Below are 19786 nucleotides of genomic sequence, written 5' to 3' on the forward strand. Positions count from 1 at the left end.
TGTAGTTTAAAGATGCATAATCGGCATAGAATCGATATGAAGTAAATCACAGTGCGGTTTGCCTGTGCATGATATATTACATTTGAATCCAATTGAGATTGATTCTCAATACCAGTCGTTCAACTAGAACTTAAAGCCGTCTTCGGCTTACATACATGACGTTACAAATGATCCATTTGATCAGGATAAGGAGAGAAAATCCCATGACAACCTGTCGATGCTGCCTGCTTGGATTGAAGCCCGGAACCTCTTGTGCCATCACGCAAATCGGAAATATGGACCCTGTCCTGAAACGGCGCCTCGCCGATCTCGGGATTCGAGAGGGGACTCACGTAGTAGTGAAGCGTTACTGCCTCTGGGGCGGTCCGGTCACGTTGGAATGCGCCGGTCAACTACTGGGCATCCGCCAGAAGGAAGCCGCACATATCGAGGTGGCGGTCTCATGAACAATGCTGCTTTGATCGGGAACCCGAATACCGGGAAAACCTCGCTCTTTAACACCTTAACCAGCTCCTACGAATATGTCGGCAACTGGGCTGGCGTGACGGTTGAGAAAAAGGTGGGGCAACTGCGAGGAAAAGCCGGCCAACTGACCGATCTGCCCGGAATCTACACCCTCCGCCCCCTCTCCCGTGACGAAGGCGTTGCGGCGGAATACTTGGCTGTGGAGTCCCCTTCGGTGCTGGTGAACATCGTTGACGCCTCAAATCTGGAACGCAACCTTTATCTGACGCTGCAACTTCTCGAATATGGTAAACCGGTGATCATTGGGCTAAATATGATCGATGTCGCCAAAGCTAGCGGGCTTCAGGTCGATCCGGAGAAGCTGTCAGCCCGGCTCGGAACTCCGGTTCTCCCCCTGATCGCCCGCACAGGGAAAGGCAGCAAAGAGCTATTGCGGGCGATTGAACAACAGCATCCCGGAGAGGCGGACGTCCCGCATTTTGCCATTCATTATGGCGAAGCGATCGAACGGGCCATCCGCGACATCTCCCGGGAGCTTGCCGCCGGCTGGGAGCAGGGGCGACCGGGCTTGCGCTGGATCGCCTTGCAGGTGCTTGAAGATAATCCAGCGGTTATCGCTGTGCTCCCGCCTCAGACCAATCTGAACAAGCTGAAGGCGATCCGGGCTGAAGCGAAGAAGCAGTTGGGCGCAGACGGGTTCGACTCTTCCGTAGAAGAGCACATCCGCACCGTCCGTATCGAGCGCATTCAAGCAATCTGCAGCGAGGCGGTCGACGCCTCCCAGAAGAAACCCCATACGATGACCGAACGCATCGATCGTATCGTCACCCATCCGGTTCTCGGTATCCCGATGTTTATGGCCTTCATGTTTCTTACCTTCCAGCTCACGTTCGACTGGCTCGGCAACCCGCTCTCGGACCTGCTCGACGGTTTCATTACCGGACCGCTGACTGGCGGCGCGGAGAGTCTGCTGACGAATGTAGGGGCTTCAAGCTTCACGCATGCGCTAATCATCGACGGTATCATTGGCGGTGTCGGCGGCGTGTTGGTATTTATCCCGCAGATTTTCATTATGTTCCTGATCATCTCTTTCATCGAGGACTCCGGTTATATGGCCCGGATCACCGTCATGATGGATAAATTGATGGAAATCGTCGGTTTAAACGGCAAAGCGTTAATCCCGTTTATCTTAGGCTTCGGCTGCAACGTCCCGGCCGTCATGGCTTCTCGCAGCATCGAGCAGCCAAAGGAGCGGATGTTGACCATGCTGCTGATTCCGCTGATGTCCTGCTCTGCGCGGCTGCCGGTTTACGCTTTGTTTGCCGGCATCTTTTTCGCCGAGTCGCAAGGACTGATCGTCTTTTCCTTGTATATGCTTGGCATCGTGCTGGCGCTTGTGCTGGCCAAAGTCTTCTCGCTGTTCCTGTTTAAAAACGAACGTTCCTTTTTTATGGTAGAACTCCCGCCTTACCGTATGCCGCAAAGCGTAACCCTGTTCCGCAGTACCTGGGAGAAAGGCAAAGGCTTCCTGCGCAAAGCCGGTACCTTCATTCTTGGCGGTTCGGTGCTGATATGGCTGCTTACGTACCTCGGTCCGGGCGGTGTGGCGGATAATATGGACGACAGCTTCCTGGCTGCGATCGGCGGTTTGTTCTCGTCTGTCTTGCAGCCGTTAGGCTTCGGCACCTGGCAATCCGGAGCCGCTTTAATTACCGGTTTTATGGCCAAAGAGGTCGTGGTGTCGACCATGAACATCATCTACCATGCGCCGGATATGACCGGCCTGCAAGGCCAAATTGCCGCATCCTTCACAGGGCTTCAGGCCTACAGCTTTATGGCCTTCGTTCTGCTCTACACCCCGTGCCTTGCGACGGTGGGCGTCCTTCGCAAAGAAACGGCTTCTTGGAAATGGACGTTCTTTTCAATCGCCTATTCGTTGACGCTTGCCTATCTCGTATCCCTTCTCATTTATCAAGTCGGATTGCGACTAGGTTTTGGTCTTGCTTAAGGAATGGATCTGAAAACGAAAGGAGCAACCCATCATGATCGATATTGTGATCGTCGCCGCCATTTTCGGCTACGCTGCCTTTGCGTTATACCGCGGCTTCAAGAAAAGCAAAAAAGGCGCCTGCGCCTCCTGCTCACTGCAGAAATCCTGTTCTGCGGCTTGCGAAAGTCACGCGGCGTCCTCTTCGGTTTCTCCGGCCAAAGGCCCTCAAAATGAATAAAACTACAAGGCCAGCGGGAGCGAGATGACAAAGATCGTTCCCGCTCCTTTTAAGCTATCCACGGATATATTTCCTCGATGATTCCGGATGATTCGGTAACTCACCGATAATCCCAATCCGGTTCCCTTCTCCTTCGTCGTAAAAAATGGATCAAACAATCGGCTTAGCATTCCCTTGTCCATCCCGCCGCCGTTATCCTGCACCGAGATATTCACCGATTTGCCTTCCATCTCCGCACGGACATCGATCACCCCTTGGTGGTCACCGCCTACCTCGGCGATCGCGTCCATGGCATTCTTGATAATGTTCAGCAGCACCTGCTTAATTTGCTTGACGTCGATGGAAACAAGCAACTCCTCCATCGGCTCGTGAAGGATCATTTGGCACCCCTTCATCAGCGCCTCGCTTTCCGTGAGGAGAACGACCTCTTTCAGCAGAGAAGAAACGCTGACCGTCGATTTCTGCGGGGCGGATGGCTTCGATGAATTGAGAAATTCGTGAATAATGTCGTTGGCCCGGTCGATTTCCGTCAAAATAATCCGAGCGTACTCATCTTTGCCCAACTGGAGCAAATGAGGCCGAAGCAGCTGAATGAACCCGCGGATGGCGGTAAGCGGATTCCGAATTTCATGGGCAATCGCCGCCGAGATCTTCCCGAGCATCGCCAGCTTATCGTTCTGATAGGCCGTTTGTTCGATCCGCTTGAAATCGGAAACGTCCTTGACGCTCAGCAGAAAGTCTCCATCCATTTGATCCCCGTACGTGACCGTGATGAGCCAATGCCGGCCGTATTCGTCGATTAACTCATGGTACTTTTTTCGGTGAAAAATCGTCTCCCGGTAAATACGCAAAATCTTGCGCTTCTTAAATTGGTTGAGATGTGGATGCCGCAGCATCTGAAGCAAGTTACAGCCGATCAGGGATTGGCGTGGCATTTCGAGCAGCTTGGCCATCTGTACATTGATAAAGGTCAGAACCCCATCGCTGTCAAACAGCATAATTCCGCTGTCCAGGTGTTGGAGTACGTTCTCATACTTGTTTTTAACGAGTTGGGTCGATTGGTATGCTTTGACGGACTGGAGCAATGTCTCTTGAAATTCACTCAACAAGTGTGGTTCCCCCTTTACTCAAATGATCATACGATCACTACCTAGAAGAACTTACCCTGACTCGGCGCGTTTCACTCAACTTTCGATGCGATCTATGGCTTATTCGTACAAAGACGATGGATGCATGTCCACAAAACAGATCAGATAAGTCAAAAGCCACCTGTTTCAATCATAGTCAAGTTTTCCAAATACCGTCAATCAGAGATACTGTCGAAAAAAGTTGGATGAACGCAAAACGACTACCATAGTCCTAAAAAAGTAAAAATAGCCTCCCTTCCGGAAGACTATTTCTGTTCATTCAACTATTGTTGTGTTGAAGCCGAGCTCTACGTCGGCTCATGACCGCCAGCCTTTTTTTGAGCTCCTCCGTCCATTTCTCATCGCCGATTTGTTTGGCTACGGACAGAAGGTCCAAGGAAATATCGATTTGGCTTTGCACGATCACCAGGGGATCTTCATCCTCCCGATTGACGCAGTTCCCAAAAATGGACTCATCGTCTTCCATCACAAAATCCTGAAAATCAATTTCCGAAACTCCGTCGCCATGCGCGTATTCCGCCAGAATTTCGTATTCATTCTCCACTTTATAATGAACCTCAACCCGATGGCACACCGGGCAAAACAACAGGGGTACATTATGTACCTGCGTACGATAATGCTTTAAAGTCCCCTTTGTTCCCAGCATGCTGGCTCCGCAGCAAAAACTCATTCCCCTTCACCCTTTCTCGCGTTCGGTTCATTAACGCCTCCCTGCCCTCCCAGGCCGGGATTTCAACTAATTTATTCGTGAGGCTTGCTTCAAATTCCTGCGTACAGAATGTAAATCCTGGGATTCCAGCCACTCCCCTACAGGCGTTGCTACTGGGCAAAAAACCCCCGATTTGAGCAAAGCTCAAACAGGGGGTCCATCTTCTTATCTTTATCACATGGTAACATCGGCCATCTTCAAAGTCAATTTTCTTGCTCGCTGTGCATTACTTCTTGATTGCGGCAACGATCAAATCGCCCATTTCCTTCGTACCGACCGCTTGGCTCTTGTCGACGGCGATATCGCCGGTGCGGTGACCGGCATTCAGTACGTCGGCAACAGCGGCTTCGATCGCGTCAGCGGCATCCGCATAACCGAAGGTCATACGGAACATCAACGCTACGGACAAGATTGTCGCGATCGGGTTAGCCAGATTCTGACCGGCGATGTCCGGCGCGGAACCGTGAACGGGCTCGTATAACCCGAAGCTGCCTTCACCCAGGGAAGCCGAGGACAGCATTCCGATCGAGCCGGTAAGCATAGCCGCTTCGTCGCTCAGAATGTCGCCAAACATGTTCTCCGTCACGATGACGTCGAAGCTGGCCGGACGGCGGAGCAGCTGCATCGCGCAGTTATCGACAAGGACGTGCTCCAGTTCTACATCCGGATATTCCGGTGCGACCCGGTTCACAACTTCACGCCACAACCGTGAGGTCTCCAACACGTTGGCTTTATCGACCGAAGCTAGCTTCTTGCGGCGCTTCTGAGCGATCACAAACGCTTGGCGAACGATACGTTCGACTTCGCTGACGTTGTACGCGCACGTATCAACGGCTTCCTGACCTTGCTCCGTATCGCGGCGGTACTTCTCGCCGAAATAAATGCCGCCGGTCAGCTCGCGCACGACGATGAGATCCGTGCCTTCAAGCACTTCCGGTTTAAGCGTTGAAGCATCCTTGAGACAGTCGAACACGACCGCCGGACGCAGGTTCGAGAACAGGCCTAGCGCTTTACGGATGCCCAGCAATCCGGTCTCCGGGCGTAGTTCCTTCGGATTGTTGTCCCATTTCGGACCGCCTACGGCCCCGAGCAATACGGCGTCGGCCTTTTGGCACACCTCCAGCGTTTCTTGCGGAAGTGGTGTCCCCTTCTCGTCGATAGCGATTCCGCCGAACAATGCATGTTCCGTTTCAAACTTGTACCCGAACAGCTCCTCCGTCCGTTTCAACACTTTCTCCGCTTCGGCTACCACTTCCGGTCCGATGCCGTCGCCCGCGATCACCGCGATTTTTTTGACTTCTGCCATTGCTTCCAGCTCCCTTTCGTGAACATCCTCTTCTTCTGTTGTAACACACCGGGTTAGGATAAACAAAGATATAGAATCTATTAAGGTCATAGGTATTAACTATAAGCAGGCAAAAAAACAGCGGAGCTGAATGAATCAGCTCCGCCGCAGCCGTCTCCCGGTTCGGTTATGCCCGAATCGCAGAGTTCGAGTTTCTCTTCTCAATCAACCGGTTGAGGGCATCGACATAAGCGCGAGCACTCGCTTCCAAGATGTCGGTACTGACGCCGCGGCCCTGCACGGATACGCCGTTTTGAGTCAACACGACGTGGACTTCCCCTTGGGCGTCCTTACCATGGCTCACCGATTTGATCGAGTAATCGGCCAGTTTGACCTCTTCGCCGGAAGCCAGGTCAATCGCGTTATAAATCGCGTCAACCGAACCGTTGCCTTCGGCTTCCTTCTCGATAATATCGCCAGCAAGCGTGACCAGACGGATCTTTGCCGCTGGGGTCGCCTCGTTGCCGTAAGAGACGAAAATCGTCTCGAGACGGAACTCCTCCGGCGTGTCGATCAGCTTCAGCTCGACGATCGCCAGCAGGTCCTCATCGGTGACTTCCTTCTTCTTGTCGGCCAGCGCTTTGAACTTGGCAAAAGCTTCGTTCAAACGCTCGTCATCCAGCGTATATCCCATATCCAACAGCTTCTCGCGGAAGGCATGACGACCGGAATGCTTACCCAGCACGAGCTTGCTCTCCTTGAGCCCGATCGTTTCCGGCGACATGATTTCGTAAGTCGTTTTCTCCTTCAGCATGCCGTCTTGGTGGATACCTGATTCATGAGCAAAAGCATTCGCGCCAACGATCGCCTTGTTCCCCGGCACCACCATCCCGGTCAAGCGGCTGACCAGCCGGCTCGTACGGGCGATTTCCGTCAGCTCGAGCGACGTTTTTGCACCAAAGAAGTCGAAGCGCGTTTCCAGCGCCAACGCCACTTCCTCCAGCGCGGTGTTGCCGGCCCGTTCTCCGATTCCGTTGATCGTCCCTTCGATTTGGTCGGCGCCACCTAAGATCGCAGCCAGCGAGTTCGCAGTCGCCAGACCCAAATCATCGTGGCAATGGGCGCTAAGCTGGATCTTCTCGATGCCGGGCACCTTCTCCTTCAGCGTACGGAAGATGTTGCCATACTCCTCGGGATATAAATATCCGACCGTGTCCGGAATATTCACTACCGATGCGCCTTCACGAATCGCCATTGCCGTCATTTCGCACAGGAAATCCAATTCGGTTCGACCCGCATCCTCGCAGGAGAATTCGATCTTCGAAAAATACTTGCGGGCATACCGCAACGCGGCCTGCGCCGTTTCCAGCACCTGATCTTTGTCCATCTTCAATTTATATTTCCGGTGAATCGGACTTGTAGCCAGGAACAAATGAATGCAAGGATCCTCGGCCCCTTGCAGCGCTTCACGGACCGCATCGATATCCTGCGTACGCGAGCGCGACAAGCCGATCACCGTCGACTTCTTCACCGCACGCGCTACGGCATTTACCGCGGCCAAATCCCCGGGCGAAGCTGCGGGAAAACCCGCTTCGATTCGGTCGACCCCAAGCTTCTCCAGCTGATAGGCGATCTCCAGCTTTTCGCGAGTATTCAGGTTGACTCCAGGGGATTGCTCACCATCCCGAAGCGTCGTATCGAAAATGTAGATTTTGCGCATTCCAAGCACCTCCTCCGAAAAGCTCCAATGCGGCTCACACAAAGGGGCGGCCGCATTGGGTATTCAGGTTCATTCTTATCTTACGTTGGGTATTATCAACGATATGCCGTTATTTCTTGATCCAGTGCATCAAGCCGCGAAGCTCTCTGCCGACCACTTCGATCGGATGGTTTGCTTCATTGCGGCGAGTTGCCGTGAGGAACGCACGGTTCGATTGGTTCTCCAAGATGAAGTCGCGAGCGAATTTCCCTTGTTGGATATCGGAAAGCACAGCTTTCATCGCTTTCTTGGTTTCTTCTGTCACAACGCGAGGCCCTGTTACATAGTCTCCATACTCCGCTGTATTGGAAATGGAGTCACGCATCGTTGCCATGCCGCCTTCATAGATCAAGTCAACGATCAGCTTCATTTCGTGCAAGCACTCGAAGTATGCCATTTCAGGAGCATAACCCGCTTCAACCAGCGTTTCGAAGCCGGCTTTGATCAGGGCGGTTACGCCGCCGCACAATACAGCTTGTTCACCGAACAAATCAGTTTCGGTTTCTTCACGGAACGAGGTTTCGATAACCCCTGCACGTGTACAGCCAATCCCTTTTGCGTAAGCGAGGCCGATTTCTTTCGCTTTGCCGGTAGCATCTTGATGGATAGCAATCAGACCAGGAACGCCAAAGCCTTCCACATACGTACGGCGAACCATGTGACCCGGCGACTTCGGAGCAACGAGCAATACGTCGTTGTCCGGGGAAGGAACGATTTGACCAAAATGCACGTTAAAGCCATGGGCGAACAACAATGCAGCGCCTTTTTTCAGGTTAGGCGCGATTTCGCTGTTGTAAACCGCAGCTTGAGTCTCGTCCGGCATCAGGATTTGCACGACATCTGCACGTTTGGTCGCTTCCGCAACGGACAATACTTCGAAGCCGTCTTCCTTCGCTTTGTTGAAGGATTTGCCTTCCCGCAGGCCGACAACGACATTCAGTCCGCTTTCGCGCAGGTTTTGCGCATGGGCATGTCCTTGGCTGCCGTAACCGATGATCGCGATCGTTTTTCCTTTCAATACGCTGAGTTCTGCATCTTGTTCATAGTACAAAGTAACTGCCATTTCTTATGCCCTCCTAAGATTTGCGGGACAGTCAAGCTGTGCCCTTAATTAAAATAAGTATGGTTTCCTCCGCCTGTGACGAGCGGGTGTTTCAATGGACCGACGCCTTGAAGTGATAAAGTGGCATCTTGACAAATCGATCCCCTCAAACACCCGCCCGTTGTCTGGCGAAGGGGTGAAGCCGCGGGTAGCGGCAAATTACGTAACAGTTTGAGCGCTTAAGCGTTCCCGCGAATCATGGCGGTAACGCCGGTACGCGAGAGCTCCCGGATGCCGTAAGGACGAAGCAGCTCGATCATGGCATCGATTTTCTCGGTATCGCCGACGACTTGGATCATCATGCTGTTCGTCCCGATGTCGACGACCGCGGCGCGGAACGTTTCAACGACGCCCATGATTTCCGGGCGCTCCGCCGGCTCGGACTTGACCTTGATCAGCGCAAGCTCGCGAGCGACCATCGGTCTGGAGCTAAGATTGACGACTTTGATGACATCGATCAGTTTATACAGCTGTTTTTCGATTTGCTCGAGCGTTTTGTCATCGCCTTGGGTGACGATGATCATCCGGGACAAGCCTTCTTCCTCGGATTGGCCCACCGTAATGCTTTCGATATTGTAGCCGCGTCGGCCAAACAGGCCGGCAACGCGCTGGAGAACCCCTGGCTGGTCGTTAACTAATACGGAAATCGCATGGTTTTTCATCATCATTCACTGTCCCCCATCAGCATTTGATCAATGGTGGAACCTTGGGTAACCATCGGATATACGTTTTCCTCTTTGCTGACCACGAATTCCACCAGAACCGGTCCCGGTGTGTCGAGCGCTTCCTGCCATGCACGTCTGGCTTCTTCCTTGTTCGTTGCCCGTAGACCCTTCACGCCATAGGCTTCGGCCAACTTGACGAAATCCGGACTGCCTTCAAGATTGATATGGCTGTAACGGTTGTCATAGATCAATTCCTGCCATTGACGGACCATACCGAGCACTTGGTTGTTGATCACGACGACTTTGACCGGGATCTTGTTGATGGCACAGATCGCCAGCTCCTGGGCACACATCTGCATGCCGCCGTCCCCATTAATCGAGATGACTAACCGATCGGGATGCCCCATCTGCGCGCCGATCGCCGAAGGGAATCCGAAGCCCATCGTACCGAGGCCGCCCGAGGTAATCCAGGATCGAGGCTGGTTAAATTTGTAATACTGCGCCGCCCACATTTGATGCTGGCCAACGTCGGTCGTGACGATCGCCTCTCCGCCTGTCGTGTCGTTGAGCAACTCGATCACCCACTGCGGTTTCAGAACGGTATCCGAATCGATGTATCTTAGCGGCTTCTCGATTTTGGAACGTTGGATCTGCGCTCTCCAAGCATCCGCTTTGTCCGCCCGCGAAACGATCGGGTTCAGCATCTCCAGCACGGTTTTCACATCGCCTACGATCGGAATGTCTGCATGAACGTTCTTGCCGATTTCCGCCGGGTCGATGTCGATGTGTACGATTTTGGCCTTCGGCGCAAACCCGTCCAGTTTGCCGGTTACCCGGTCGTCGAACCGTGCCCCGATGTTGATCAGCAAATCGGATTGCTGAATCGATTGGTTCGCCGTATAGGTGCCGTGCATACCGGGCATTCCCATCCACAGCTCGTGGCGGCTTGGGAAAGCACCCAAGCCGAGCAGCGTTGTCGTAATCGGAATTTGCGTCTTGTTCACAAATTCGAACAGCTGCTCATGTCCGCCGGAGTAAACCACGCCGCCGCCGGCGATAATGACCGGACGTTCGGCTTCCTGAATGGCCGCTGCCAATTTGTCCAGCTGCAGTCGATTCGGCACCACCGTCGGATTGTAGCCGCGTAGGTTGATGGTCTGGGAAGGCTCGAACAAAGCCTTGTTCGCGGACACGTCCTTCGGAATGTCGATCAGGACCGGACCTTTCCGTCCGGTGTTCGCAATGTGGAACGCTTCGTGGATAACACGAGGCAGATCCTCAACGTTCCGAACAAGATAACTGTGTTTTGTGATCGGCATCGTGATGCCGGTAATATCTGCCTCTTGGAACGCATCGGTTCCGATCAGGCTGGAAACGACGTTCCCCGTTATGATAACGAGCGGAACGGAATCCATAAACGCCGTGGCGATCCCCGTCACCGTGTTGGTCGCTCCCGGTCCGGAGGTGGCGATACATACGCCGACTTTGCCAGTGGCTCGGGCGTACCCGTCCGCCGCGTGGATGGCGCCCTGCTCATGTCGGGTCAGCAGGTGGTGGAAATCGGTAAATCCGTACAACGCGTCATAAATGTACAACACCGCTCCGCCCGGATAACCAAAGACGCACTCGACACCTTCCAAAAGCAAGCTGCGAAGCAGGATATCCGAACCTGTAATGACTTCCGGTTTCATCCATTTTTCTCGTAATTGTTCTGTGGACCGCGTTTCTGGAATTTGCGCGCTCATCAGTCATCCTCCTTCCAAATGATGTTCAAAAAGTCATCTTTCGGTCACGATGCTAAATCTAGCTGTGATTCGACGTCGAATCTTGAACTCACCTGGGCCTTCCGTTGCTCACGTACCCAATACGTACGCTCCGCTACTCAGTCCCTAGCTTCATCCAACCTTCTCGGTGCTCGAAACCTAACTTTTTGAACTTGATCTAACTTTTTTTCAACCCCATTAACCTACCTAAACTAAAAAAACCTTCCGCCCGCCGAAACAGTTTCCTGCTCCGAGGGACGAAAGGTTTGATCCTCCGTGGTACCACCCATTTTCACTTAGCACCTCGCAGTGCCAAGCCTTGACGAGTAAAAGCGTGACCCGCCTTACTCGTGGTCCGTAACGAGGACCAAACGATTTCCCCTAATAAGCTTTAAACGCAAGCGCCACCGCGGATGGCTTGCAGCTTTTCAGGGAAACAGCTCCGAGGTGAGCTCGCAGTTAAGGGATTTTGGTGGTGGTCTCAGCAAATCCACCCACTCTCTGAGCAAAGAGCCCTTAAAGCTTCGTCCTCTTCATCGCCGATGCAAGATATGTCTTAAAATGTTTAGAAACATTATATGATTAGTTTACACCACGAGTCAATACCCTAAAGAATTAAAGTTTCTGACAGGAACCCTTCCCCTCCTCCTTCTCATATGATAAAAGATAGCGCCTAAAATTATGCACGGTTAGGAGGAGATTCGCGCATGATTCGATACAGAAGGCCGAAACAGGACGATCCCATCATCCACGATTTGATCCGCGGAGAGCTTGTCCCCTTCTCCCATCTGCCTCCACAGGACATCGAGGCCGTCTTCAAGGATATCCCGCTGCGTCTGTCGCGCGGCGTCTCGTTGGTGGCTTCCCCTACCTACGAAGCGGATCCGGTAGCTTTTATTCATTTTCTCATTCACGGCGATTTGTTATATATTGACATGATGGCGGTGGCGTCGGCTCATCAGCGGCAACGCCACGGTAAAACACTGATGGCGCATGCAGAAAATTTTGCCGTCTCCCGCGGTTGTCTGCGCGCAAAAGTAATGGTGGACCGGGACAACACCCGAGCCCACCTATTTTACCGTAAATTGGGGTACCGAACCCAGCGTTACGTCCCGCTATCCCAATGTTATGAGCTGAAAAAAAGGCTGCCCAGCCGCAATTAGCCGTTTTACCAGAAATAGGGGTAAGGGTAGCCTCCGCCATAGGGGACGCCGCCACCATAGGGCACGCCACCGTACGGAACCCCGCCAAAGGCGTACGGAGCGGTGCCGATCGCCAGCAGATCGAACAAAACAAGCGGGATGATCGCTTTGGTTCTGACTTTTTTACCGGGGGCCTGGCGAACAATCAAACGATTGCCGCTGATTTTCACCAGTTTGCCCGTAACAACCGTACCGTCTTTTTTATAAGCCGCGATCGACTTGCCCAACCATTTCTCGGCTTCTTTTCTCGTAACCGTTCTGCCCATCCTAATTCCTCCTGTCAGGTTAGATCGTATAGCCGCGAAAAACCGCTCTGGCCGAACCGTTTGAATCGGCTATTTTGTGTACACCCCTAACCTATTCACTCGTCCCTATCCTTGCTTACACCATCGCCTTGTCTTCCAACAATCGGGCTTCTCCCCCTAAATAAAACAAAAAAAAGGATGCTGCCCATGCAGCATCCTTTTGCTTCATTCTAACGTTTCCCCGGATCGTAAGGCGTACCTAACGCCGCCGGCGCTGAGGAACGTCCCACCGCTCCAACGAGGACGATAATCGTCAGTACGTAAGGGATCATGAAGATAAATTCCTGAGGAATACTTCTCGACCATTCAAACAACTGTACGTAGTTGCGAATCGCCTGCGAGAAACCAAAGAACATCGCCGCGCCGAAAGCGCCCAGCGGATTCCATTTGCCGAAGATCATCGCCGCGATGGCAATAAAGCCCTGGCCGGAAATCGTATTATGGGCAAACGTACTAGTTGTCGTCAGTGTGATCGTTGCGCCGCCGATGCCCCCGAGAATACCGCTGAGAAGCACCCCGATGTAGCGCATTTTCGTCACGTTCACGCCCAGCGTGTCCGCCGCGCTTGGATGCTCACCGACGGAACGCAGACGTAATCCGAACGGGGTCTTAAACAGAACAAAATAAATGACAACGACGAGGATCAATGCCAAATACGTCGTTGGATACGAGTTAAAGAAGCCCTCCCCGATAATCGGGATGTCGCGCAGAACCGGGATCGGGACTTTATGGAATACCGTAACGAGCGGCGTTTCGGCTGCCCCTTCAAACAGCAATTTGACGATGTATACGGTCAAACCCGCTGCCAAGAAGTTGATGACGATCCCGCTGATCGTCTGATCCGCCTTAAACGTGATCGTAGCAACGGCATGGATCAAAGCGCCAAGTGCCCCCATAACCATGGCTGCAATCACCCCGACCCACGGCGAGAAGGCGCCCATGCCCGCTTCCTGGGCATAATAAGTCCCTACGCCGGCGGCGAACGCGCCGAATATCATTAACCCTTCCAGGCCGATGTTAACGACGCCGGAACGCTCGGAGAAAATGCCGCCAAGCGCCGTAAAGATCAACGCCGTTGAGAACACGAGTGTGGAGTTCAGCAATTGACCAAGTAGTGTAAGTACGTCCATCTTACGACACCTTCTCTTTCTTGCGCTTCAGGTAAAACGGCTTCAGTACGATTCTTACGATGCCCTGAGCGGCAATGAAGAATATGATCGAGCCAATCACGATCTTGATCAACTCCGGAGGTACCCCGGCACTAAAGCTCATCCCGGCCGAGCCATAGGTCAGCACGCCGTACAGGATCGATCCAAGCACCACACCAAACGGATGGTTCATGCCGAGCAGCGCAACCGCGATGCCGTCAAATCCGTATCCCGGTGAGGCGGCGAAGACCGATTGATAATGGAACACGCCCAACACCTCGAAGGTGCCGGCCAAGCCGGCAAACACGCCGCTGATGAACATTGCTTTCACGATGTTGCGGCTGACGTTCATCCCGGCATATTCCGCCGCATTCGGGTTCAAACCGACGGAACGCATTTCGTAACCTTGCTTCGTTTTCCAAAGGTAAACAAAGAAGAATACCGCCGTCAGAAGGGCGATGATCGTTCCCCAGTGGATCCGGGCATTATTGAATACGTCGTTCAGGAAGGTCATCGAGGCCGATGCGGCGATGTCCTCGGAACGGTTTTGGCCCTTCAACAGGTAGAAATTGCGGATGACGTAATTCGATAAATACAACGCCGTCCAGTTCAGCATGATCGTTGTAATAACTTCATTGATGCCCCGTTTGGCTTTCAGGTAACCAGCAATGCCAGCCCAGAGTCCGCCGCCGATCCCCCCCGCAATCACTGCCAGAGGAACCAGGAGGCCGGATGGTAGCCCCGAGAACGACAACGATACCGCCGTTGCCGCCGTCATCCCGATCAAGACCTGGCCGTCTGCACCGATGTTAAACATCCCGGAGCGGAATGCAAACGCAACTGCCAAACCGGTAAACATGAGCGGTGTAATTTGCCGGATCGTTTCACCGAAGTCATAGGGATTGCCTACAACCCGCTGCAAAAGTGCGCTATAGGCGACGATCGGATTGTATCCCCCGATCAGCATAACCACTGCGCCAACCAACAAACCAAGCACGATGGCAACCAGCGGAAGAATGACGCTGTCTAATGTAAATATTTTTCGCAATTTATCCAACGCTTTGACCTCCCCGTTCCAGGCTTCCCGCCATCATTAGGCCAAGCTCTTGATCGTTGGTTTCCTGTGGTAGCACTTCACCGACGATCCGTCCTTCATAAATGACGGCGATCCGATCGGACACGTTCATAATTTCATCCAGCTCGAAGGAGATCAGCAATACCGCTTTGCCTTGGTCTCGCTGCGCAATCAGTTGCTTATGAACGAATTCGATAGCCCCAACGTCTAGTCCCCGCGTTGGCTGGGCAGCGATTAACAGATCCGGGTTCTTATCTATTTCCCGCGCAATAATCGCCTTCTGTTGATTCCCCCCGGACAGCGAACGCGCCTTCGTTTCCACGCTTGGCGTACGCACGTCAAACGCCTCGACTAACTGCTTGGCATGCTCGTCGATCGCCCGCTGGTTCAACAGGCCGCCCTTGCTGTACGACGCTTGGTAATACGTCTCCAGCACCATATTCTCGCTGACGGAGAAATCGAGCACCAAACCATGCTTGTGCCGGTCCTCAGGGATGTGCGACAAACCGCTCTCGATGATCTTTCGCGCCGGCAAATTCGTAATTTCCTTACCCGATAGCTGGATCGACCCGGATTCGATTTTGCGCAACCCCGTGATCGCTTCGATCAATTCGCTTTGCCCGTTACCGTCAACCCCGGCGATACCAACGATTTCTCCGGCACGCACCTCTAGATTGAGTCCGTTCAGCACATGGAGGCCATGCTTGTCCTTGGCTTTCAAATCGCTTAGCTTCAAGACAGGTTGTCCGATTTGAGGTTCTTGTTTATCCACTTTGAAGGAGACGCCACGGCCAACCATTTTCTCAGCCAGCTCTTGCGGGTTCGTCTGATTCGTCTCTACGGTATCGATCACTTTGCCGCGGCGAATAATCGTAACTCGATCCGAAATCTCCATGATTTCCTTCAGCTTGTGGGTAATCAAAATGATGGATTTGCCTTCCGCCACCAACCGTCTCATGATGGCCATCAGTTCCTCGATTTCTTGAGGCGTGAGCACGGCGGTCGGCTCGTCAAATATAAGGATATCCGCGCCGCGGAACAGAATTTTCATAATCTCGACCCGCTGCTGCATCCCGACGGAAATATCGTGGATTTTCGAGTTGGGGTCCACTTGAAGACCATACTGCTCCGACAATTTCGCCACCTGGGCGGACGCCGATTTATAGTCGATATTAAGTCCCTTTTTCGGTTCCATGCCAAGAATGATATTCTCGGTAACCGTAAAAGGCTGTACTAGCTTGAAATGCTGGTGAACCATACCGATGCCTAGCTTGATTGCCTTGTTCGGATTGTCGATTGTCACCGGTTGGCCGTCCATCTCAATCGAGCCTTCATCCGGCTGATAGAGGCCAAACAAAATGTTCATCAACGTTGATTTGCCCGCACCGTTCTCGCCGAGCAGGGCATGAATTTCGCCCTTTCGTAAGGTTAGGCTGATGGAGTCGTTGGCGACTACACCGGGAAAACGTTTTGTGATTTGCTTCAACTCGACTACGGGAGCTTCAGCGCTCATGAAACCACCCTCACCATTATGGGATTAACGCAAGCAACAAGGCCAGTTGATCCACTGGCCTTGCCTGCTTGAATGACTCTATTATATTCTACTGTCCATACGGACGTAAACGTCTCCGCTTGCTTTCTTACTCGGCAGGTACCGTAACTTCGCCGTTAACGATTTTTTGCTTGAATTCTTCCACTTTGTCCAAGATTTCTTGGCTCACGTTTGGATTCTTTTCAGGCAAGCCTACGCCGTCTTCTTTCAGCGTCAGGTTTGTTACTTGACCGCCTTTGAACGTACCGTCGATTACTTGTTGAGTTACGTTCTTAACGGCAACGTCAACGCGTTTCATCATCGAAGTCAATGTCACTTCATCGCCGAATTCGAGCGATTGGTCTTTGTCGACGCCGATAACCCACAATTTGTTAGCGCCGCCGGCTTGGTTGCGCGCAGTTGCTTCGTTAAATACGCCGTTCCCCGTTTGACCTGCAGCTGGGAAAATGATGTCGGCGCCATCGTTGAACAATTGGCTTGCCAAAGACTTACCAACGTCTGGTTTGTCATAAGCACCAGCATAGGTAACCGTAACTTTTGCGTCCGGGTTAACCGCAGCTACGCCTGCTTGGAAACCAACTTCAAAGCGTTTAATAACCGGGCTTTCCATCCCACCGATGAAGCCGATTTTATTTGTTTTTGTCGTCAGACCGGCTACCACGCCGACCAGGAAGGAACCTTCATTTTCGGCAAAAGTAACGGACTCTACGTTTGGAGCGTCAACAACGTTGTCGATGATCGCCATTTTCACATTCGGATTCGCGTCAGCAACTTGTTTCGTTGCATCGCCCAAGTCGAAACCGATCGACCAAGTCAAGTCGTAACCGCCTTGCACAAATTGAGTCAGGTTAGGAACGTAGTCGGAGCTTTGGGAACTTTGCAGATATTTGTTCTGGATCCCTTGTTCCTTGTTCATGGCTACGAGTGCTTCCCATGCGGATTGGTTGAAGGATTTGTCGTTTACGCCGCCTACGTCGGTTACGAGACCGATCTTAAACTTCGATGCATCGGTAGCCGTGTTTCCGCCGTTACCCGCTTGCGTGTTGTCGGTCGTGTTGCCGGCATTTCCGGTATTGGCGTTTCCACCGTTGTTCGCTGCATTGTTGTTGCCGCATCCCGCCAAAACGAGAGTAAATGCGAGCACCATGAGTAAAGATAGCTTGAAGGCTTTGTTCATTGCGGTTAATCCCCCTTAATATTTTGTGAGCCTTGTCTAAGTTGACCACACAGACCGATTATACCTGTAAAATATGCTAAAATCCATACTTTTAATAACCTTGGGTTAAATAATTTTCGTCTTTATTTTGAATAAAACGCTTACTTTCGACAAATTTATCATTCAATGTTCGCTTCATGTAAAGTAATACCGTAAACACTACTATTTACGAACATTTATGCGCGATCCCAACGATAATATCGGCATTTCCCCAAGATCACATGGATATCCGGATATGTCGTGCGGTTTAGATATAGCATTCCTAATTTCCCACATTTCCATGCCTCATTAGCCGAACTTCTGGAAATGTCCAACAGCCCCGTTTGATTCATCCCCACGAATTTCCAGTGAAAATCGATTTTGAAAGCACCTCTGGCCGAATCCGCTGACTTCGCTTATGTATCCGGGTTACCCCGGCACCCCCAAAAAAAGCGCCGTCCCGGAATCAACCGGAAACAGCGCCTTAATCATTTGAACTTAAGCGTTGATTTTTTCTTTAGCTACGGCAGCCAAAGAATTGAAAGCATTCAGATCGTTAACCGCGAGGTCAGCCAGCATTTTGCGGTTGATGTTCACTTCAGCAAGCTTCAGACCATGCATCATTTTGCTGTAGGACAAACCGTTCATACGAGCTGCTGCATTGATCCGGACGATCCACAGTCTGCGGAAGTCGCGTTTTTTCGTGCGACGATCCCGGTATGCGTACAGCAAGGATTTCATTACTTGCTCGTTAGCAGTTTTGAAAATACGGTGTTTCGAACCAAAATAACCTTTAGCCAGCTTCAATACTTTTTTATGACGACGACGAACGACGAATCCGCCTTTAACTCTTGCCATTTAAAAAACCTCCCAAAAAGTTGTGTTAATTGTTTCTCGGTAATTACTTCAAGTTTGCCAGTTGTTGCTTCATGCGGCTCACGTCACCTGCGTAAGCAACAGGGCTGTTGGCCAAAACACGTTTTGCACGTTTCGACTTATGGGACAGCAAGTGATTGCGGTTCGCTTTGTAGCGTCTTACTTTACCGGATCCGGTAATTTTGAAGCGGCCTTTCAGGCTGCTGTGGGTTTTCATTTTAGGCATTGTACTTCCCCCTCAAAGGATTATGAACGTAAGCTTTCTCTTCCGAGTCATTCCGCAAACGAAACGATCATATATAGAAGCAAACGCTTAGTTTTTCGGTGCCAAAATCATGATCATGCTGCGCCCTTCCAGCTTCGGAAGGCGTTCAATGGTAGAGATTTCCGCGACCTCTTCTTTGACGCGGTCGAGAATCTTCTTCCCGATGTCGGCGTGGGTAATTTCCCGTCCGCGGAAGCGAACCGAGCATTTTACCTTGTCGCCTTCTTTCAAAAATTTGATCACATTGCGAAGTTTCGTCTGGTAGTCGTGTTCCTCGATGTTCGCGCGGAACCATACTTCCTTGATGTCCACAATCTTCTGATTCTTGCGAGCTTCCTTCTCTTTCTTCTGCTGCTCGTAACGGAACTTGCCATAGTCCATAATCCGGCATACCGGCGGCTTGGCAGTCGGCGCAACGTTCACCAAATCCAGATTCAGGTCGATCGCCATCTGCAGCGCTTCGCGCAACGGCGTAATCCCGATTTGTTCACCTTCGGCACCCACCAGACGGACCTCTTTCGCACGAATCTCATCATTGATCAAATGTTCCTTACTGATAATTCTCCACCTCCAAATGGTCTTAAGTAATGACTTGGACCGGTACTCACACACATAAAAAGGATGCAGGTCCTCACCCGCATCCCTCATTGATCGTCGTTAGTCTTCATGAACATTCCATTCATAAATCAACGGATCAAGACCAGCCAACACGAACGTCGGTCAGGTGAGAAGCCGGGGCCTCTGCTTGCAATCCAAAAACTTTCTTGCAACCTCAAATACTATATCATGTGCCTTGCGCCAAGTCAAGGGTATTCATGATTCGACGCCGAGCCCACTTCGTTAGCTTATACTTCGTGATCTGCCGCCAGAGGTTTGAGCTACCCTTTCAAATCAAAAGTTAAAAACCGGCTTTTCAGCACCGAGAAGGTTGGATGAAGCAGGGACCGAGTAGCGCAGCGTAGGTGAGCCTACGTGAGCACACGGAGGGCCCGGCTGAATTCAAGATTCGACGCCGAGCCCGCTTCGTTAGCTTATACTTCGTGA

At 52.0% G+C, this 19786-nt stretch carries 19 protein-coding genes; 4 read left to right on the forward strand and 15 right to left on the reverse strand.

Features of this window, described 5'->3' with window-relative positions; genetic code table 11:
• Nucleotides 1–203: 203 nt before the first annotated feature.
• From IM700_RS22565 to IM700_RS22575, 3 genes are read left to right on the forward strand one after another with little or no spacing between them, the layout of a single operon-like run.
• The gene (locus IM700_RS22565) at nt 204–446 is read left to right on the forward strand and encodes a FeoA family protein (protein WP_155607517.1); all 243 of its coding nucleotides are present in this window, start codon (nt 204–206) and stop codon (nt 444–446) included.
• Nucleotides 443–2473, forward strand: coding sequence for a ferrous iron transport protein B (gene feoB, locus IM700_RS22570; RefSeq protein WP_193415409.1), 2031 nt, complete (start codon nt 443–445; stop codon nt 2471–2473). The genes IM700_RS22565 and feoB overlap by 4 nt, the downstream gene beginning before the upstream one ends.
• Before the next feature lie 34 nt (nt 2474–2507).
• Complete coding sequence (locus IM700_RS22575; protein ID WP_155607519.1) at nt 2508–2693, forward strand: FeoB-associated Cys-rich membrane protein; 186 nt, start codon at nt 2508–2510, stop codon at nt 2691–2693.
• Between the two features lie 2 nt (nt 2694–2695).
• Here the strand turns inward: IM700_RS22575 and IM700_RS22580 are convergent, their stop codons facing one another.
• The 7 genes from IM700_RS22580 to ilvB all read right to left on the reverse strand — a co-directional run bounded on the left by IM700_RS22580 (nt 2696) and on the right by ilvB (nt 11106).
• Nucleotides 2696–3802 (reverse strand): ATP-binding protein, encoded by a 1107-nt coding sequence (locus tag IM700_RS22580; protein WP_155607520.1) that lies wholly within the window; start codon nt 3800–3802, stop codon nt 2696–2698.
• Nucleotides 3803–4100: 298 nt separating this feature from the next.
• Entirely contained in the window at nt 4101–4511 is a 411-nt protein-coding gene (locus IM700_RS22585; RefSeq protein ID WP_155607521.1) for a hypothetical protein, read from the reverse strand.
• Between the two features lie 265 nt (nt 4512–4776).
• Nucleotides 4777–5856, reverse strand: coding sequence for a 3-isopropylmalate dehydrogenase (gene leuB / locus IM700_RS22590; protein ID WP_193415410.1), 1080 nt, complete (start codon nt 5854–5856; stop codon nt 4777–4779).
• Nucleotides 5857–6022: 166 nt separating this feature from the next.
• Nucleotides 6023–7555 (reverse strand): 2-isopropylmalate synthase, encoded by a 1533-nt coding sequence (locus IM700_RS22595; RefSeq protein ID WP_193415411.1) that lies wholly within the window; start codon nt 7553–7555, stop codon nt 6023–6025.
• Between the two features lie 109 nt (nt 7556–7664).
• On the reverse strand, nt 7665–8657 hold the full coding sequence (gene ilvC, locus IM700_RS22600) for a ketol-acid reductoisomerase (RefSeq protein WP_155607524.1): 993 nt from the start codon (nt 8655–8657) through the stop codon (nt 7665–7667).
• A gap of 218 nt (nt 8658–8875) precedes the next feature.
• Entirely contained in the window at nt 8876–9364 is a 489-nt protein-coding gene (gene ilvN / locus IM700_RS22605; protein ID WP_193415412.1) for an acetolactate synthase small subunit, read from the reverse strand.
• The gene (gene ilvB, locus IM700_RS22610; RefSeq protein ID WP_193415413.1) at nt 9361–11106 is read right to left on the reverse strand and encodes a biosynthetic-type acetolactate synthase large subunit; all 1746 of its coding nucleotides are present in this window, start codon (nt 11104–11106) and stop codon (nt 9361–9363) included. The genes ilvN and ilvB overlap by 4 nt, the downstream gene beginning before the upstream one ends.
• 725 nt (nt 11107–11831) lie before the next feature.
• On the opposite strand from ilvB, the gene IM700_RS22615 reads away from it, so the two are divergent.
• Nucleotides 11832–12287: a GNAT family N-acetyltransferase gene (locus IM700_RS22615; protein ID WP_193415414.1), complete on the forward strand. Its 456-nt coding sequence runs from the start codon at nt 11832–11834 to the stop codon at nt 12285–12287.
• Between the two features lie 5 nt (nt 12288–12292).
• On the opposite strand, the gene IM700_RS22620 is transcribed toward IM700_RS22615, so the two are convergent.
• From IM700_RS22620 to infC, 8 genes are all read right to left on the reverse strand, one after another.
• Nucleotides 12293–12592 carry a hypothetical protein gene (locus IM700_RS22620; protein WP_155607527.1) on the reverse strand — a complete coding sequence of 100 codons (300 nt, stop codon included), beginning with the start codon at nt 12590–12592 and terminating at the stop codon, nt 12293–12295.
• Nucleotides 12593–12801: 209 nt separating this feature from the next.
• Nucleotides 12802–13761 (reverse strand): ABC transporter permease, encoded by a 960-nt coding sequence (locus tag IM700_RS22625; protein WP_155607528.1) that lies wholly within the window; start codon nt 13759–13761, stop codon nt 12802–12804.
• Nucleotide 13762: 1 nt separating this feature from the next.
• Nucleotides 13763–14836, reverse strand: a complete 1074-nt coding sequence (locus tag IM700_RS22630; protein ID WP_193415415.1) for an ABC transporter permease — start codon at nt 14834–14836, stop codon at nt 13763–13765.
• Entirely contained in the window at nt 14829–16367 is a 1539-nt protein-coding gene (locus tag IM700_RS22635; protein ID WP_193415416.1) for an ABC transporter ATP-binding protein, read from the reverse strand. Before IM700_RS22635 ends, IM700_RS22630 begins: the two co-directional genes overlap by 8 nt.
• Nucleotides 16368–16494: 127 nt before the next feature.
• Entirely contained in the window at nt 16495–17583 is a 1089-nt protein-coding gene (locus IM700_RS22640; RefSeq protein WP_193415417.1) for a BMP family lipoprotein, read from the reverse strand.
• Between the two features lie 516 nt (nt 17584–18099).
• Entirely contained in the window at nt 18100–18459 is a 360-nt protein-coding gene (gene rplT / locus IM700_RS22645; protein WP_193415418.1) for a 50S ribosomal protein L20, read from the reverse strand.
• Between the two features lie 43 nt (nt 18460–18502).
• The gene (gene rpmI / locus IM700_RS22650) at nt 18503–18703 is read right to left on the reverse strand and encodes a 50S ribosomal protein L35 (protein WP_059046389.1); all 201 of its coding nucleotides are present in this window, start codon (nt 18701–18703) and stop codon (nt 18503–18505) included.
• Nucleotides 18704–18790: 87 nt separating this feature from the next.
• Nucleotides 18791–19285 (reverse strand): translation initiation factor IF-3, encoded by a 495-nt coding sequence (infC, locus tag IM700_RS22655; RefSeq protein WP_155607533.1) that lies wholly within the window; start codon nt 19283–19285, stop codon nt 18791–18793.
• Nucleotides 19286–19786: the final 501 nt, after the last annotated feature.

Origin of the sequence: Paenibacillus rhizolycopersici (genome assembly GCF_014947195.2) — a bacterium.
In the GTDB taxonomy this organism is placed as follows: domain Bacteria; phylum Bacillota; class Bacilli; order Paenibacillales; family Paenibacillaceae; genus Fontibacillus; species Fontibacillus rhizolycopersici.